Below are 17,997 nucleotides of genomic sequence, written 5' to 3'. Positions count from 1 at the left end.
AAGATTGAATTAAGGCAGAATGTTATTCCCCAAAATAATATTCAAGACTTAAATTAATAATCGCTACCGTTCCAAAAATAATGGTATAGTTAGTATTTCCTAATTTATACAGCGACCATGTAGCGACCATAAACAACACAAATTCAAATGTGATTCTATAGCCTAAACTTAATCTATTTTCAGATTTTGGGGCTGCAAAATAGCCCCAAAGCACCACTAACACCGCAATAAGTAGCAAGGAAATTCCATATTTTGAAAGTGTGGTTTTACCTTGTAAATAACCCCAACGGGCTACGGCTGTCAGCATGCCCAATTCTAATAAAAAAGCAACTGTTTGATTGATAGTTTTAATGATTTGCATATTTTTTTGAATAACTCTACTATATTCTTATAATCATTGCTGTGTCCGAGCAAATTTTACTTGGCTTTTTAGTGTATTTACCGCCGAGTTCCAAGTAGCTTCTGATGTTGCTTTTTTATTAAACTCACTCGTGATACCTGTGTTATAATAAACGTCAGCTTCTTTAATAAATGGCTCAATTTGCTTTGCCCAAATATCCATTTGTTTGATAGTTTTATCATCGGTTAAGATATTTTGCTGTAAATGTCTTCTTAAATCTGCATATTCAGTTTTGAAGCCCGCCCATGCGGCCGTAAGTTTATCGCAAGCTGCCGAACGCTGTTTGTAAGCTGGATTTCCTAAATTGATTAAACCACAATTATTCGAGATTTCGCCCCATTTGTCGGCAATCGGCACTATCGTATTAGCATTTCGTATCACATGCTCAAAAGCACCATCTAAATCCCACGGAATTAGGTGCATTTTTCGGTTCTTTTTGTCTTCAAACCAATAATAATTGTGGTTATAGCAAGAGGCCAAGTCATTACAATACCAATGAAAAGGACCATCGTCATGTCTGATAAGTCTATCGACCACAGCATAGGATATAATTTGATTGACATCCATATATTTTCTAACCAAATCCTTCGAGGCTATAGTATTTGATGCCGCAAAAGCACTGCCAAATTCCCTAAAGAGACTCACATCTGGTTTTTCTTCGTTAGTTTTTAGAGCATCAATAAATGCCCTGTCGGTTTGAACTTCTCCGTTGGGTTTGAGTGGCCAAACTTCTTTATAAATATCGCCTTTGCCGTTTTTATAAAAATATTCGGCAAAACGATTGTCAATTTCTTCCGTAAGGCCAAAAAGTCCCCAAAGTTGTCCATTAACCACTACTCTTGCATGTACCGAACGTGGGGCAGGGACACCCATCTGAGCAAAAAGCCAATAACCCAACCGCTCCCGAAGCTGTGATTTATCATAGTTTTGACTATGAAATTGGAGTTTATTCAAATCGTAGAAACGCTCTTTGCGGTCTTCCCAGTTGATTTTTACTTGCATACTTAGTTTCACGCAAGTCTTATACCCCGACGGCTTCGACCAATCTGTACCCGACAAACAATTCAAATAAGCACCAACTGAACCTTTATAACGAACTCCGACGGGACTAATCGTATCACCTTCAAAAACCAACGCAGCTTCTACGTATTCTTCTTTGGTAGGGTCGGCGTTTAGTTTTGACAAATCAGCATCTCTAAAAATCAGCTGATAAGTTTTTACTTCCTCTTGATTATAGACATAATCGGAGTTTTTGGCAAGATATTTCTCCGTGCCTTTCGGAGTGATTTTTGGTACAACATCCTTTACGATTGGTATTGGTGAATTATCCTCCAATTTTTCTTTCGAGCAAGAAACAATTATTAAAAATCCTACGATAGATAGAAAAAAGAGTTTGGTAAGAGTTGAAATTTTCATGGCAAATCTTTACGAATGAAAATAGATTAGTTTTTTGTGTGGTTTTTGAGGGAGACGTAAGCTTTTGCCTACGTCTCCAACTTTAATTACGGCAATTTAAAATTCCATTTAGAATTATCGCTATTAAAATCAAATTTTCCTAACGTGGGTGTACTATCACCCGATGAAATTAAGGCAAGTTTTTCATTAGAGTTTGGAACAACTTTTGGCATGATGCGGTATGTACCATCAATCAGTTGGTCGATTCTCCACAACTGTTCTGCTGCTCCTGTAAACTTCGGAACGGTTATCAATTCTGCTTCTGCCGTTGCGGCCAAAGCACGTTCTGTTCCAGCAATCACAATTTTGTAATATTGTCCGCCTGGATACCCACCGCCTTCAGCTACTGCCGAAATTGTCCATTTTTGGTGTGGTCTTGCTATGTAATCGCCTGCTCTTACTCCAATATTGCCCGTAGGCCAAGTGCCAATAACGTCTTTAAGCTCTTGCGATGCTACAGGTTTTATTGGTTCGTTAGGGTCACGAGGCCCACGAAAACCACCAGCCATACGAGTGAAATCTACAATGAGTTCAAGTCCATAACCACGGCGTTCTGATTCTATCATGTAAGTTCCTTCTTTGAAAAGCTCACCGCCAACAGGCCAGCCGTTTTTCCAGAGCAATGGACGAATCGCCAAAACGCTGCGACCGCTCTGGTCTAAGTCTGCTTCGTAGTGAAACGACATTTTCTCTACGCCGTCATCAATTTTCCAATGTCCAAAGTGGCCAGCACCATTTACCCTTCCTCCACCAGAACCCATCACCATTTTACCACCACCTTTTAGCATATCTCGTCCCATATTATCAAGATACGGGCCAGTCACTTTCTTAGAGCGACCCACCACAATATTATAAGTCGAGTTTGCACCATCGCAGCAAGTGCCGTGCGTTCCGAGTAAATAATACCAACCATCACGATACATCAAGGCTGTAGCTTCGCAGTCGATGGCAATATTTATTTCTTTGTTTCCTTCCATACGTTTACCCGTTTTTGGGTCAAGTTCAATCAATCGAATAAACCCAAAATAAGTACCGTAAGAAACCCATAATCTGCCATCGGTTGGGTCGAGCAATAAACCTGGGTCAATGGCATCACAATCTTCTTTTCCATCAGAAGATGCCACCACTATGGCTTCGGTATATTTAAAATCAGGCGATTTTGGGTCGAGTGTTTTGTTCCACATCGTCAAAATTTTTCCGCTGTGTCCACCATTCAGACCACCACCAGTTGCACCATAAACTACCAAATAACGGTCGCCAATCTTCAAGGCATCGGGTGCAGCACCGCCACCAGGTCTTTCACCGCCAGCGTTCCACGTCCAACCATCTTCTGAAACTAAACCACCGCCACGAGTACCAAATGTATAATATTTGCCATCAGATTCCATAATCGTAGATGGGTCATGGATAAATGGTTTCCCGATTTGGGCATTCGCTTCGGCCGATAAAAACCCTATTGCAAGAGCCAATTTGCCAATATTTTTTATATTAAATTTCATAGTAAACTAATTTTATAAGTCAAGATTTTAAACGTGAAAAAGCAATTTTTACTGGCAAGAGATAGAAAGGTCTTTGATTGGCTGTCCGTTTTCGTCTAAGAATCTAACACAGAAATCACTCATACCTGGGCCATTAATAATTGCTCCACGTAAAACATTACGGCCTTTATTGAGCGTCAAGCGATTAGACACTACATCATCCATTACCATACGTCTATCGCCCGAAAGTAGTGCTGCTTCTTTGCCATTAAGCCACCACATCGAAGCCGAGTTTGAGCCAACTGCCAAGCGTACATTTTTCATTTCACGAGGACTATCAATGACAGTCACACCCCAAAATAACACGCCATAAACAGGTTTGTAAAGTCCGTAAGCAAAACGGAATAGTTTCACATTGTAGTTGTTTGTCTCCAGTGCATGCCAAGTGAGTTCTTGTTCGCCTGCTTTTACTTTTTCGCCATCTTTTGGCATGATGGTAAACTGATTCGGGAAATATTCTTTCGCAAAGTTTTCTCGTAAATAACTATCAGTAAAGACGGTATTGCCACGATTGGGCTTATTGATTGGTTCAAGCAACATCCAACGTTGAATAAAACCCTCATTATCAGGCGTTTTTAGTTTATTGGTGGCTTTTACAAAATACGGAGATAGGCTTCGAGAAGTATCGGTTTTAGCAGTACTGCTATTGGTGCTCGGTTTAGCTGAATTGCAGCCTTGCAAACTGGCACCCAATAACATCGCAACGCCTGTTGTAAGCAACAATGGTTTGAGATTAAATGTCATAGATTTGTTTTAATTGTTTAGAAATAGAATGAATACAAAATTTTTATCAATGGACTTATCTAATTAATCTATATGTGTCAAATAAACACGATTTGATTTGTGAATACTTTTTGTTGAGAAAAAATAGAATTAATTATTCCGACGTCGAGACGTTGCATGCAACGTCTCGACAATACAATATAAACTCAACCACAAAAAATTAGTCGATTATTATCATTTCAATGACTCCTAAAATTCCATTTAGAATTATCGCTGCTAAAATCGAATTCGGCTAATGTTGGCGTGCTGTCTCCTGAAGAAACCAATGCCAATTTTTTACCAGAATTTGGAATAACTTTTGGCATAATTCTGTACGAACCATCAGTTAATTGGTCAATTCGCCACAATTGTTCGGGAGAGCCACTAAATTCTGGTACAGTTACAACTTCGGCATTGGACGTGGCTGCTAAAGCTCGGTTTGTTCCTGCCAAAACAATTTTGTAATATGGCCCTCCCAAGTATCCAGTCGAATCAGGAGCATCGGTAATCGTCCATTTTTGGTGTGGACGAGACATATAATCGCCAATTCTTAAATTGATATTCCCCGTTGACCAAGTCTTGATTACATCGTCTAATTTCTGAGCAGAAACAGGCTTAATTGGTTCATTACTCGGTTGGTTGAATCCTCGTGGGGCATTGGCCATTCTTGTAAAATCGACAGCTAATTCTAAGGCATAGCCTCTTCTTACTGATTCGATTTCATAAGTACCTTCCCTAAATTTTTCGCCAGCCACAGGCCAGCCATCTTTCCAAACTACTGGCAAAATGCCCAAAACGCTACGTCCGCCTTGTTCTAAATCTGCTTCGTAATGAATTGACATTTTTTCTACGCCTTTTTCAAGAATAATATGTCCGAAATGACCTGGGCCTATCAAATCACCACGAGTAGCAACTACCATTTTTCCGCCACCTTCGAGCATGCTTCTGCCCACATTGTCGATGTAGGGACCAGTTATAACTTTTGAACGCCCCACTACAACATTGTAGGTGGAGTTTGCTCCGTCGCAACAGCTTCCGTGCGTAGCGAGCAAATAATACCAACCATCACGATAAACAGGTACACTGGCTTCACATACAATAGCTACATTTACTGGCTTGCTGCCTTTTTTTAGTCCCCCTGTTTTTGGGTCGAGTTCTACTATACGAGTATAACCAAAATAAGTGCCATAGCTAAGCCAAAGTCTCCCCGTAGAAGGGTCTAAAAGCACACCAGGGTCGATGGCATCACATTCTTCATAACCATCTGAAGTTGCTACTATCACTGGTTCAGAATATTTGAAATCAGGAGATTTTGGGTCGAGCGTTTTATTCCACATCGTATAAATTATTCCTTTGTGATTCGTCGAACCACCCGTTGCTCCGTAGATTACAAGATAACGGTCTCCAATTTTGATAACATCTGGAGCCGCTCCGCCACCAGGTCTTACGCCACCACCGTGCCATGTCCAACCGTCGTTTGATATTAGTCCTCCGCCACCCGTGCCAAAAGTATAGTATTTACCCTCACATTCGGTTACGGTTGAAGGGTCATGAATGAATGGTTTTCCGATTTGTGCCATTGATGTTTGCACAAGTAAAAAAGCAAAAAGCGTATATGTTACTATTTTCATTGGATTTTTTTAGGTAAAAGAGAATGAATGATTAGACTTTTGAACCTATTCGATTATTCGTTACTGATGGTGAAGTTCTTGATAGGTTCACCTTTTTCATCTATAAATCGAATACCGAAATTTGCCATCCCAGGGCCATTAATCACAGCCCCACGAATGATATTTTTCCCTTTTTTGAGCGTTAGGCGTTGAGAAGTGACATTATCGGCAATCATATCTCTATCGCCCGAAAGCGTCATGACTTCCTGACCATTCAACCACCACATACTTCCCGAATTACATCCTGCAGTCATTCTTACGTTTTGCATTTCGTATGGGCAGTTGATGACCGTAACGAGCCAAACCAATATGCCGTATCTTGGTTTATCGAGAGCATAAGTGAAATGAAAAAGATTAAAATTAAACGCTTTGCTATCCAAACCATACCATTTTAGTTCTTGGTCGCCTATTTTTACGGTTGAACCATTTTTGGGAATGGTATTGTAATCGCTGGAAAAATTATCGGCAGAAAAAGTTGTTTTTAAATAGCTATCAGTAATAATATTATTACGGGCAATGTTTTTCTTAACTGGTTCAAGTACCAGCCAACGCTGTATAAATCCCTTATTATCAGGCGATTTTGGTGTTAAAGAAGAGAATATAAAATCTCTGGTCAGGGAATGGGTGGTATCTCCTTTAATTGGAATCGGCGGAAGCGAAGGCCTTGGAGGCCCCTGTGCAAGAGCAGATATGCCACTTATTTGTAATGTTGTTAACGCAACAAAAACAATCATTGACAAAAATGATTTAGTTTTTCTGTTCATAGTAAATGTCAGTAAAGGTCATGGTTGAATTAGAGAAAAATTGGATGATATTTTTCTTAAAATGAATCAGAAATAAAAACCTCAAATATGAATCGAACCATATTTGAGGTTTTTATTTATAAGTGGCTTATTATCAAGGTTTAACTCGTTTTAATTTCATCTCGCCACGTTCGTTTTTTGTAACGATTTCGTCATTATTGATAAGCTCACCCGTATTGCTGATGGTCATATCATTGAACGAGATACTGTAAGAAAATTTCTTTCCTTCTACTTTACCGTTTTCGATTTTAGTTTCACCAAATTGAGTTTTCCAAGTACCTGTAAGCTTATCTCCTTCCACTTTAAATGTGTATTCGATTTCAAAGGTACCGTTTGGTGTTTCACGAGTTCCTTTCCAATTGCCATCAATCGGATTGGTTTGAGCAAATGATGCCATGCCGCAAAGCATGAAGAATAATACAAATAGTTTTTTCATTGTTTGAATAGATTTTTGGTTAAAAAAGGTGAAAGCTTTAAAATTTATTAATTTTTCAGACCAACTACCTTAAAATATGCAGGTTTTGGTTGGTTGCTTCGGTCGAAAAGTAATGGGTAACTTGTGCGTCCACGTACTGGCCAGTTATTCAACCAGCTATCGCCGTCGTTTACACCCCAGAAGGTTACTCTTGTAACTTTATCTTTGTGTTTCAAGAATAACTTAAATAGGGCTTCGTAGTCATCAGCAAGTTGTTTTTGGATATTTTCGGGCAAACCATTTGTGTATGGATTCATATCAGGGCTATTGGCCATTCTTTGACCAACATCAGCACCTTGAAAATCTCTTTTCAACACTTCGATATCCAATTCAGTAAACATTACCTTCAAGCCAAGTGCCGAATATTCAAGAATACTCTCTTCGATATCTTTCAAAGGAATTTTTCCTAAATGCCAGTGTCCTTGAATACCTACGCCATCAATTCTTGCACCTGATTCTTGAATTTTTTTGATTAACTTAATACAGCCTGCACGTTTGGCTGGTTGCTCATTGTTATAATCGTTATAATACAATTCAGTATTGGGCGATGCTTCTTGTGCTAATTTAAAGGCATCGGCCAAATAACCTTCGCCCAGGTGTTTCAAGAAAACTGAATTGCGGAGCGTTCCGTCTTCGTTTAATGCTTCGTTTACAACATCCCACGAGAAAACTTTTCCTTTATAGCGACCCGCTACGGTTTTGATATGGTCGGTAAAGAACGTACGAATTGAATCGCTGCTTTTGATTCCTCTGATAAAATTAGGCAATTGGCTATGCCAAACCAAAGTATGACCATTGATTTTGATATTGTTTTTCTTTCCATATTCTACCAGTTTATCAGCCATCGTGAAATCGTACGTGTCCCATTTGGGGTGAATCAATGCCGATTTCATAATATTTTCGGGCGTAGCGGCATTAAATTGTTTCTTGATAAGGTCGTTTACTGCAGCATCTTTTTCGTCAATCTGAGAATTATTGAGAGCTGTACCAATTAAAAAGTCTTTTTTGAAGGCATCTTTTAGTGATACTGGATTATCATTTGACGCTTGAAATGTGAAGTTTGAGAATAAGATTACTCCTAAGACTAATGTAATAATTGAAATGTGTTTCATCGGGTTTACTATTTATTTCGAAATTAAAAATGACACCTTTTAGAGTTTTAGAAAAAATCTAACGTCCATAAATTACAGACGTTAGACTGAGCATGAAACAAAACTTTACTTTTAACCTAATTATTATTTTGTCAAAATATATCATTTGACTTGTATTTTAGTCGCTCATTGGTTTGCATACGCTTGTGTGTCGGAGTATCAACTTTATGTGAAAAATACAATTTTCAGTACAGAAACTTCAATTGATACATTTAAGCGTGTTTGAATTCATTAGGCGAATCTAAGGGTAGAAATTGAAAAAGCAAATTAAAAGTGTCATTTTGACACATAATATAGATTAAAAACAATCGGTGACGTTTCCGATAGATAAATTACTAAGAAAAATACCTAATTTACGATGTTTATTTTGTGTGCTTGAGAACCTTTCTTTTGTTGAAAATTTGAAAAATGTAATTTATTACTTTTTCAAAACTAAGAATAGTACAAAAAAATCTCTTTAATCAACCATGAAAAGGCTACAAAAAAGGTTAGCAGATACTGCTAACCTTTTAATGATAAATCATTCAACGAAATTTCTCAATGTCCCAATGCCATCAATCGATATATTTATTACATCGTCTTTGGCCAAACTAAAGTCATCAGGCGGGACAATTCCTGTGCCTGTCATCAAAAATGTACCGAATTTGAAAGTACATTCGTAAGTAAGATATTCAACGAGTTCGGTAAGCTCTCGTTTCATTTGATTGAGTTTGGTGGCTTGCTCGAAAACAGTTTCTCCAGCTCTCACAATTTGAAGTTTTATTTCGGTTTCTTTTGAAATCGGTTCTTCCATTACTAAGATACACGGTCCGATTGCTGCACTTTTATCATAAGATTTAGCTTGCGGCAGATACAAAGGATTTTCGCCTTCAATATCTCTCGAACTCATATCATTTCCGACGGTATAACCAGCAATTTGTCCGCTCGAATTCACAAAAAGTGTTAGTTCAGGTTCAGGAACGTTCCACTTGGAATCTCGTCTAATTTTTACACCTTCTCCATGCCCAACTGTTCGGCCAGCGGTTGCCTTAAAAAATATTTCTGGACGCTCTGCATCATACACTCTATCATAAAAATCACCACCACCTGCATCTTTCGATTCTTCCATACGAGCGTTTTTACTACGTAAATAAGTTACACCCGACGCCCAAACTTCTTGCGAAACAATGGGTGCTAATAGTGTTTCTTCTAAATTAGGTTTTTGCTTTGCATTTTTTGTTTCAATAGTTTGTTTTAAGAACTGAAATAAATTTGGCTGATTGACAAGTGCATCGAAAGTCAATTCTTTAAATGAAAAGTAATTGTTATTGTCTTCAACTAATGGTCCTGAGGTTGTATTGTAAATTTTCATTAATATTTTGATTGTTTTTGAGTCAAATAGGGAGGTTTATTCCCTATTTGATGAGATTTAATCTTGTTTATTACTCAAAGAATGGAATTCCTGGAGTTGCATATTTTTTCATTCCTTCTTCGTTGATTTCTACGCCAATACCTGGTACATCACGTACTTTGATAAAACCATTTTTCTCAACCATTTCGCCCTCAAATTTTACTATTTCTTTATACATTGGCTCTTTGTGGAAATAAATTTGCCATTCCATAATCATAAAGTTTGGCACAGATGCACACACGTGGGCACAAGCCATTGCTCCCAAATACGAAGCCACCATGTGCGGTGCAAACGGAACATAATAGAGGTTTGCGAGATTTGCAATACGCTGTCCTTCGCCCAGACCACCACATTTTTGTAAGTCAGGCATGATGATATCTACTGCACCTTTTTCGAGCAAAGGTCGGAAACCATATGCTAAATAATGGTTTTCGCCCGCACAGATTGGTGTTGAAGTAGAATCTGTTATTTTTTTGTAGGCGTCAACATTTTCGGCAGGAACTGGTTCTTCGAGCCACATTAGATTTAGTGGTTCAAGAATTTTAGCTGCTCTTTCGCCTGTTATGGCATCGTATCGGCCGTGCATATCGGCACAAATATCTATTTTATTCCCGACCTCTTTACGTGCTGCGGCCATTTGGTCGTACATACGTTGTAGTTCAGGCTGACTTGCAGTCCAATTAAAGCGGTCGTATTTGTTAGGGTCGTTTGCTTGGTCTAAGTCAAATTTTACTGCCGTGAAGCCCATATCAACTGCTTCACGTGCGGCTTTGGCGAAGTCTTCGGGTTTTGGAAGTTGATTTTGATAGAGTGCTGTATCCATATAAACTCTTATGCTATCTCTGAATTTCCCACCTAAAAGCTGGTAAACTGGTACTCCAAGTGCTTTTCCTGCAATGTCCCAAAGGGCGGTTTCAACGGCTGTAAGTACAGCTACAAACATACCAGATTGAGCCCCTTCAAAAAAACCTGATTTACGGATCTGCTCAAATAAACGATTGACATTCAATGGGTTTTGTCCTTTTAAGCGTTGCCCCATAGATTTTACGAGATGATAAGTTCCAGGTGTTGCATCTACACCTTCTCCATGCCCAATGATTCCCTGATTGGTATATATTTTTACGAATAAGCTATGTCCACCACGAATATAACCAGCTTTTAAATCAGTAATTTTTAAATCGGATGGAGCAGAACTTTTTGGTGCTTTATCAATTGCTTTTACATATTCGTTGCCGAATGATGAAAACGAACTGGCCGCAAATGCAGAGCTAACTGCCGCTTTTTGGAAAAAATTTCTTCTATTCACTTTGGTAAATGATGTTTTATGAGGAAAACCTCGTTTGATTGAATAAATATTGTCTAATTGGTAGTGTTCAGAAAATTTAGTTTTGTGTAGTATTTTTTACCACAGAGGTTTAAAGAGGACAACCACAGAGGAAAAAGAGGTATTACTAATATATAAAACTATATTTTCAGAACAGTAAATAGTAAATTTAAAACACTTCCTATAAGCCAATTATAGCTCAAAGTAAATATAGGGTAGGTTTAGAGTTTACTCGTAAATCGTAATTCGATTCATTCGTAAATTCTTCTTACCATGTTCTTTCTTTCAAGATTTCTTGGATTTGTTCTGGAGCAACAGGCAATTCGTTGATGTGTTCTTTGAGCCATTGAGAAAAATCTTTTTCAATATCTGCCGACCAACGAGTATCAATCTGACCAGTGGTATATTTCCCTTCTTTCAGACGTTGGTGGCTGAATTTATCTCTCAAACGAACTACTTCTGATGATTTTACGACGTCTTCTGCCAAATGAGGTGGAATAAAGATTACGCCACCATCACGCCCAAGTACTACATCGCCTGGCATACAGGTTGCATCACCAATTTTGGTTGGTTGATTGATTCCGACTAAAGTTGTATTCAATCCACCGGGTTGAGTGGGCGAGTTTAAGTGGTGACTTGGATGATAACTTCTAAAAAATGAGGTAAATCCACCAATTTCTTTTAAACCACTTATATCTCTGATTGCACCTTCGTAAACGATACCATTTCCTGTGCGATTAAAAATAGCATTTCCAAGATTATCACCGATGGTTGGCCCATCTTCGTAAGCATTGAATTGGTCAACTACATAAACATCTCGTTTTACGAGAGTTTCAATTACCCAAGTGTTTTGTGCCTTCAAACGACCATCTTGCTTTGTGCCTTTTTCGTCAATGGCAATTTGAATATCTGGTCGGCCTGGCATAAAAATGGCGGTTACGGCACGTCCAACTAAAATACTATCAGGGTTAATTGTTTGCCAATTACCTACATATTGATGGCGATAATTTTTATTTCGTAATACTGCCCAAGCCTCTTCGTGAGTAACTTTTTTCATACGATTCAGAATCGCATCTGATACTTTTGGGCGGCCATCGGCAAAACGCTCACCCTTCCATTCACGAGTTAGATGAAGTAAATAATCTTTTGATATTTGTTGAGCATTGAGCTGGAAAACACCAAATAACAATAAGATTGCTAAAAAACTTTTTTTCATAGTTTTGAGATTGGGGTTAATATAAAGATTTGAGATTTTAATTTTCGGTAGGGTTTTGCGGTTGTTTTTTACTCCAAAAATTGGCCAACATCGAACCCGTGATGTTCATCACTGGGCCAAAAATCGCTGGGGCCAAACCTGCGGTGGCAATTTTACCCATTTCGTTGGCAAGTGCCGAAGCAAGTCCTGCATTTTGCATTCCAACTTCGAGCGATACAGCTCGTGCATCTTGCTCGTTTAGTTTTAATAATTTTGCAAAAATGTATCCAAGCGAATAACCAAAAACATTGTGAATAAAGACCACTATGATTAGCAAAAAACCAACTGTTTTGAGAGCTGTTGCACCACTTGCCGTTACAATCAAGATGATGTAGGCAATACCAAGCATCGAAAACACTGGTAAAATTTTATTAAATTTGGTAACTAAATTGGGTGCAATTTTATTGATGGCTAAACCTATAAAAATGGGTAAAAGTACCATTTGTGCCATGTCCCAAAACATTTTTAAAAATTCAACTTCGATGAGTCCACCACCAAGGGTTTTCATCAAAAAAGGGGTCATTAATGGGGCAACGAGTGTTGCTAAAGTAGTAATTGTGATAGACAATGCTACATTTGCCTTGGCCATGAGTGCCATCACATTAGAGGCCAGTCCGCTTGGGCTGCTGCCTATCAAAATTACACCAGCTGCTATTTCGGGCGGAAAATCAAATACTTTTGATAAACCCAAGCCCAAAAAAGGCATAATTGTAAATTGACAAACTAATCCGATAATTACTTTTTTAGGAGATTTGAAGACTTCTGCAAAATCTTCGACGGTCATGGTTGCCCCCATACCGAGCATGATTATCTGTAAAACAGGCTTAATAAATGTATTGAGTTTTACGCCGAAAACCGTACTAAATGTTTCAGGGAAATTATAGCCTACAATTACGAGCAAAATAATACTTAATGTGTACCAGTAGTCTTTGAGTTTCATTGGGTTAGGGTTAAGTGTATTGAAAAGGACTAAGGTAATAGCCCTTTTCAATGGAAAAGAAATTTATTGTTTGTCCCAGAAAACACGAGTCGTGAGATTATCAGGCCCCATGCGAGTTACAGCTTTTTGATAATTTTCGTTGTTTCTTGAATTTTCTGAATTTGGATAAGCGAAGCGTCTTGTAAAGCCACCTTGCAAGTTGTTGTTATATTTGTTTGGACTTAAATTCGGGAAGCCCGTTCTTCTGAAATTCGCAAACGATTCGGCACCGTTGCCCAACGAAGCTATCCAATATTGAGTATTGATAAGTTCAAGAGCTTTGGCATCATCATACTTAACTTTCGGATTTGCCAAATAACTTGCTTTCAATGCTGCCGAAAACGCATTTGCTGGTACTGTTGGGTAAAGTAAATATTCGTCCATGGCGGCTGAAACACCCGCTTCATAATATTCTTTGGCAGTTAGGGCATTGCTTAGTCCTGCTAACCAACCTTTTTGTGCTGCTTCGGCCAATAAAAGTTTAGTTTGTGCATTCGTTACGTAGAAAACTGGTGCAGTGGCACTTCCAAAAACGGTATAGTTAAGCTGCGAATAGTTTTGTCCAGTTCCAGCCGTACCTCGGTATCCTGTTACTTTCAAAACGCTTGTTTGGTCGTAGCCAACTGGGAAACCGAATTGTTTGGCAGAAGCCGTATCTGGTGTTAGTGCTAAAACTTGATTAGGGTCGCTGTATTTTCCAGAAATATATTTCAAACGTGGGTCGCCAGTTGATTTTAATTGCTCAACAAATGGTTCGGCTAAGTAATAGAAATAAGGGTTTGTTCCTCTTGGGCCAGCATTCAACGGATTGTTGTAAATAGCATTATAAACAATATAGGCATTATCAGCATTTGCTTGAATAAGCCCACCTCTAAATGCTTCTTGCACAATCGTTTTTGCTTTGTTTGGGTCAACTTTTGAATACCTCATACCGATTCTCAAAAGAAGTGAGTTTCCCAATTTCTTCCATTTATCAATTTGGTCAGCCGCTGCTAATTTCCCAAAAAACAAATCTTCTTTCACTGCACCTTTCGAGGCATCGAGAGCTGCTGTTGCTGCTTTGATTTCATTATAAATGTCCTCATATATGGCTTTGTCTTCATCGTATTTTGGATAAAATATCGCATCGAGGTAGCCTTTTCCTGCTTGGCTGTATGGAATATCGCCATAGGTATCAACGAGTGTCATGAAAATATACGATTTCCAGATTCGTGACATATTATAGAGATTGCTTTTGGTAGCATCGGCCTTAGTAAGGCTAAGGATTTGTTCGAGCGATTTTAGTGGCCCAGGATAGCTATTGTTCCAACGAGGAGCATTGAAGTTATCGTTGTCTTCATTGAAATTGAAGCCAGCCGTAGCTCCTGTATTGTAGGCGTTTACAAACTGTTGAACCACTGTTTGTTCTCCTTCCCAAAAGCCACCATCAGTCAGGCGTTGGGCGTTGGTAAAAAGTATGGCAGGGTCAATTTTTGTGAGGGCGTAGGGGTTTGTATTTACTTCCACAAACCCATCATCGCACGATGATATTGCAAAAGATGCAAAGAAAAGAGACGATATATAAATTAATTTCTTCATTTTTTTGATTTCGATTTTTAGAATTTCACATTAAGATTAATACCATACGTACGAGTAGTAGGCAACGACGTTTGCTCATAACCAACCCTCGAATCGCCCGACGAAGCAAATGACTCTGGGTCTAAATCATCAATGTATTTTTTGATGATAAGTACGTTTCTGCAAGAAGCCGAAAGCGTAAGTCCTTTGACAAACTTAACTTTTGAACTCAAAAATCTTGTAGCATCGTAGTTGAGCGTAATGTTTCTTAATTTTATGAAATCAGATTTGAACAAGAAAGGGTCAGCAATTTGTAAGTTTCTGTAATCTGTATAGAATAATTGTGGGTCAACTTTAACCGTATTTTTCTCGCCATTGGCATAAACACCAGGGAATAAAACGCCACCATCACGACCAACCAATGATGCTTGTGTGTGTCCTTGTCTCAAACCATTCAAAGCCGTTGATGATAAAACTTTTCCACCCGCTTTGTAGTCGATGTGAACTAATAAGCTCAAGTTTTTGTACCCAAACGTATTTGTCCAACCACCTGTAAATTTAGGTAAGGCACTGCCAAATAATACGTCTGCACCATCGCTTGCCAATAATCTACCGTTCGTTCCGACCATAATTTCACCATTGGCATTTCTTTTGTAAGTTTTTGCTGCAAGCTGATTGAGCGGCTGACCAACTTCATAAACCAAGCTACCTAAAAACTCATTTCCACCAAATGATGTAACAACGATTCGATTAGTGTTCGGAGCTAAAGCCAATACTTTTGTATTATTAATGGCCGTGTTGAACGAAGACTTCCAAATGAAATCACCTTTTTTGTAAGGTGTCACATCTACCATAAACTCAAAACCTCTGTTTTGTAATGCTCCAAGATTTAATGGTGTACCATTATAACCCGTTGCGTTCGATACCGCTACTGTCAAGATTTGGTCTCTTGTTTGTTTGTCGTAGTAAGCCACATCTACGTTCACTCTGCTTTTAAACAATTTTAATTCGATACCAACTTCACGCTCACTTACACTAAATGGACGAAGAAGCGGGTTTGGACTATTGCCATTATTGATTTGACCAAGTGCATAGCCATTGAATGGATTTTGGAGAATTCCATAAGTAAGTTGACCGCTGTAAGCATTGATACCGTTGGCACTTCCTACGTCAGCAAATGATGCCCTTACTTTACCATAATTCAACCAAGAAATATCTTTTAAAACTTCCGAGAAAATAAAACTTCCACTAACCGATGGGTAAAAAGAACTATTATTTTGAGGGTTTAGCACCGAAAACCAATCATTACGACCAGCAAGGTTTACAAAAACCATGTCTTTGTAGCCTAATTCGGCAGTTCCATACAATGAGTTTACTTGCTCCGAATAAATTCCGTAGCTTTGGGCTTTTGTGATACCGTTTTCAATAGAATATAAGTCTTTTACCGTGAAATCTGTTACACTTTGGTCGAAAGTACGGTTATTGTTCGTGAAAATGTTTCCACCTAAATTAGCATCTACCGAGAAATTGCCAAATTCTTTATTTCCTGCAAGCAAGAAATCCATATTCATCTGCCGACCCGTGCTTGAGTTTACACCGTAAGTTCCATTATAGCCTGTACCTGCTTGGTTAAGTAATGTCGAAGTACCAACGCCTGTTGGTAAGTTTTGCTCCAAAAACGTCACGCCATAATCCATATTTACACGACCTTGAATGTACAACCATTTTAAGATGTCATATTTTACGGCCACTGTACTCAAAATACGGTCTCTTTTATTTTTGATAAACTGGCGGTCCATGATGTAGTATGGGTTTATCAAAGTTGTCTGAAAACCCGAAGTTTGTCTTTCAGTACCATTATCGGCTACTGCTTTTTCTTTCAAGACATCAAGACCTATCGAACCTGCTAAACGATACAAAAAGTTGGGTGTTCCAACCCCCTGAACTCCTACCTGTGGTGGGTTATTATTGATTTCGTTGGTGTAGTTTACATTAAATGTCATCGACATTTTATTACCAATTTTCTGATTCAAACCAGCATTAAAGATTTTTTTGTGGTAATCGTTGTTCGGAGAAATACCTAATGCATCTTGATTTGAATAAGACGCTCTGAAACTTCCCGTTGCATTTCCACCCGAAAGGGCAATTGTATTAGTAAATGCACTTCCTGTACGATAAAAATCTTTAATACGATTCAATGCAGGAGAATATGGCCTTGAAACACCATCAAACTGAATCGTTGGCTGTCCATCGTATTTTGCTCCCCAACCAAATTGACCTGTCGTAATCGCTTGTCCTTGAGTTGTTGGGCGAACACCTGCTTGTCCTTGACCATATTCGGTTTGAAAATTAGTGAAGTCAAGTACTTCATCCGACGAATAATTAGCCGAATATTCAACACCAATACCTGAGTTTTTGCTTCCACTTTTGGTGGTGATGATAATCGCACCATTGGCCGCACGAGAACCATAAATGGCTGCCGCTGTTGCACCTTTCAATACGGTCATACTCTCTACATCATCAGGGTTGAACTGTTGCATATTATCCCCTAAGTCAATTGAAGCATTACCATTGGCTCCACGAGCTCCTTGATCCATTGGCAAGCCATTGATTACAATTAGTGGCGAGTTGTTTGCTCCTGCAAAAGCCGATTGTCCTCTCAAACGAATCTTTGTACTCGCTCCAGCTCCTGAAGATGGAGGTGTAATATCCAAACCTGCCACTTTTCCTTCAAGCGAAGTCATAATATTCACTGTACGGTTTTGTTGAATCTCGTTTACTTTGACCGATTCAGCCGAATAACCCAATTTTTTAGATTCTTTCTTGATTCCCAGTGCCGTAACTATCACTTCTTGAAGGTTCTGAGTATCTTCAACCAAGCTTACGCTAATTGAGCTTGAATTTCCTACCTTAACTTCTTGCGTTGTAAAACCAATAAAACTAAAAACCAAAGTTTCGGTACTTGCTACTTCAATCTTAAATTTACCTGTTGCATCGGTTGTTGTTCCACGTGTTGTACCTTTAACAGTAACGCCCACCCCTGGCATTGGGTCATTGTTTGTACTACTGTTTACTTGCCCGCTGACTTGCTTCGACTGTGCAAAAATGCTCAACGGACTCAGACACAAGAGTAAGGCCATCAGTCTGAGCCACGATTTTAGGTCTTTTGATTGGTAATTTTGTTTCATTTTAATAGAGGGTTTATTTGAAAAATACAATTTAATAGAGTTGAAATACT

Annotated in this window: 14 protein-coding genes; all 14 read right to left on the bottom strand. The window is 38.7% G+C overall.

The window, feature by feature from the left end; all coding sequences use genetic code 11:
* Positions 1-22: 22 nt before the first annotated feature.
* Positions 23-361: a YrdB family protein gene (locus ABR854_RS12910; RefSeq protein WP_350265817.1), complete on the bottom strand. Its 339-nt coding sequence runs from the start codon at positions 359-361 to the stop codon at positions 23-25.
* A gap of 33 nt (positions 362-394) precedes the next feature.
* Positions 395-1,816: a CotH kinase family protein gene (locus ABR854_RS12905; RefSeq protein ID WP_350265816.1), complete on the bottom strand. Its 1,422-nt coding sequence runs from the start codon at positions 1,814-1,816 to the stop codon at positions 395-397.
* A gap of 86 nt (positions 1,817-1,902) precedes the next feature.
* Complete coding sequence (locus ABR854_RS12900; RefSeq protein WP_350265815.1) at positions 1,903-3,354, bottom strand: arabinan endo-1,5-alpha-L-arabinosidase; 1,452 nt, start codon at positions 3,352-3,354, stop codon at positions 1,903-1,905.
* A gap of 48 nt (positions 3,355-3,402) precedes the next feature.
* Positions 3,403-4,137: an acetylxylan esterase gene (locus ABR854_RS12895; RefSeq protein ID WP_350265814.1), complete on the bottom strand. Its 735-nt coding sequence runs from the start codon at positions 4,135-4,137 to the stop codon at positions 3,403-3,405.
* Positions 4,138-4,355: 218 nt separating this feature from the next.
* Positions 4,356-5,786, bottom strand: coding sequence for a family 43 glycosylhydrolase (locus ABR854_RS12890; protein WP_350265813.1), 1,431 nt, complete (start codon positions 5,784-5,786; stop codon positions 4,356-4,358).
* Between the two features lie 53 nt (positions 5,787-5,839).
* A complete protein-coding gene (locus ABR854_RS12885; protein WP_350265812.1) occupies positions 5,840-6,589 on the bottom strand; it encodes an acetylxylan esterase in 750 nt (249 codons plus the stop codon).
* A gap of 133 nt (positions 6,590-6,722) precedes the next feature.
* The gene (locus ABR854_RS12880; RefSeq protein ID WP_064198230.1) at positions 6,723-7,064 is read right to left on the bottom strand and encodes a hypothetical protein; all 342 of its coding nucleotides are present in this window, start codon (positions 7,062-7,064) and stop codon (positions 6,723-6,725) included.
* Between the two features lie 47 nt (positions 7,065-7,111).
* Positions 7,112-8,215, bottom strand: coding sequence for an endo-1,4-beta-xylanase (locus ABR854_RS12875; RefSeq protein ID WP_350265811.1), 1,104 nt, complete (start codon positions 8,213-8,215; stop codon positions 7,112-7,114).
* Positions 8,216-8,774: 559 nt separating this feature from the next.
* Positions 8,775-9,605, bottom strand: coding sequence for a fumarylacetoacetate hydrolase family protein (locus ABR854_RS12870; protein ID WP_350265810.1), 831 nt, complete (start codon positions 9,603-9,605; stop codon positions 8,775-8,777).
* Positions 9,606-9,675: 70 nt separating this feature from the next.
* Complete coding sequence (locus tag ABR854_RS12865) at positions 9,676-10,950, bottom strand: mandelate racemase/muconate lactonizing enzyme family protein (RefSeq protein WP_350265809.1); 1,275 nt, start codon at positions 10,948-10,950, stop codon at positions 9,676-9,678.
* Positions 10,951-11,236: 286 nt separating this feature from the next.
* The gene (locus ABR854_RS12860) at positions 11,237-12,184 is read right to left on the bottom strand and encodes an RraA family protein (protein ID WP_350265808.1); all 948 of its coding nucleotides are present in this window, start codon (positions 12,182-12,184) and stop codon (positions 11,237-11,239) included.
* A 37-nt stretch (positions 12,185-12,221) separates the two neighbouring features.
* Positions 12,222-13,163: a bile acid:sodium symporter family protein gene (locus ABR854_RS12855; RefSeq protein WP_350265807.1), complete on the bottom strand. Its 942-nt coding sequence runs from the start codon at positions 13,161-13,163 to the stop codon at positions 12,222-12,224.
* Between the two features lie 63 nt (positions 13,164-13,226).
* Complete coding sequence (locus ABR854_RS12850; RefSeq protein ID WP_350265806.1) at positions 13,227-14,780, bottom strand: SusD/RagB family nutrient-binding outer membrane lipoprotein; 1,554 nt, start codon at positions 14,778-14,780, stop codon at positions 13,227-13,229.
* A gap of 17 nt (positions 14,781-14,797) precedes the next feature.
* Complete coding sequence (locus tag ABR854_RS12845) at positions 14,798-17,947, bottom strand: SusC/RagA family TonB-linked outer membrane protein (RefSeq protein WP_350265805.1); 3,150 nt, start codon at positions 17,945-17,947, stop codon at positions 14,798-14,800.
* Positions 17,948-17,997 lie beyond the last annotated feature (50 nt).

The sequence above is a fragment of the Emticicia sp. W12TSBA100-4 genome (genome assembly GCF_040253585.1).
Classification (GTDB): Bacteria; Bacteroidota; Bacteroidia; order Cytophagales; family Spirosomataceae; genus Emticicia.
Note: the sequence above shows the minus strand (reverse complement) of the source record. Positions and strands in the feature narration are given on the sequence as shown.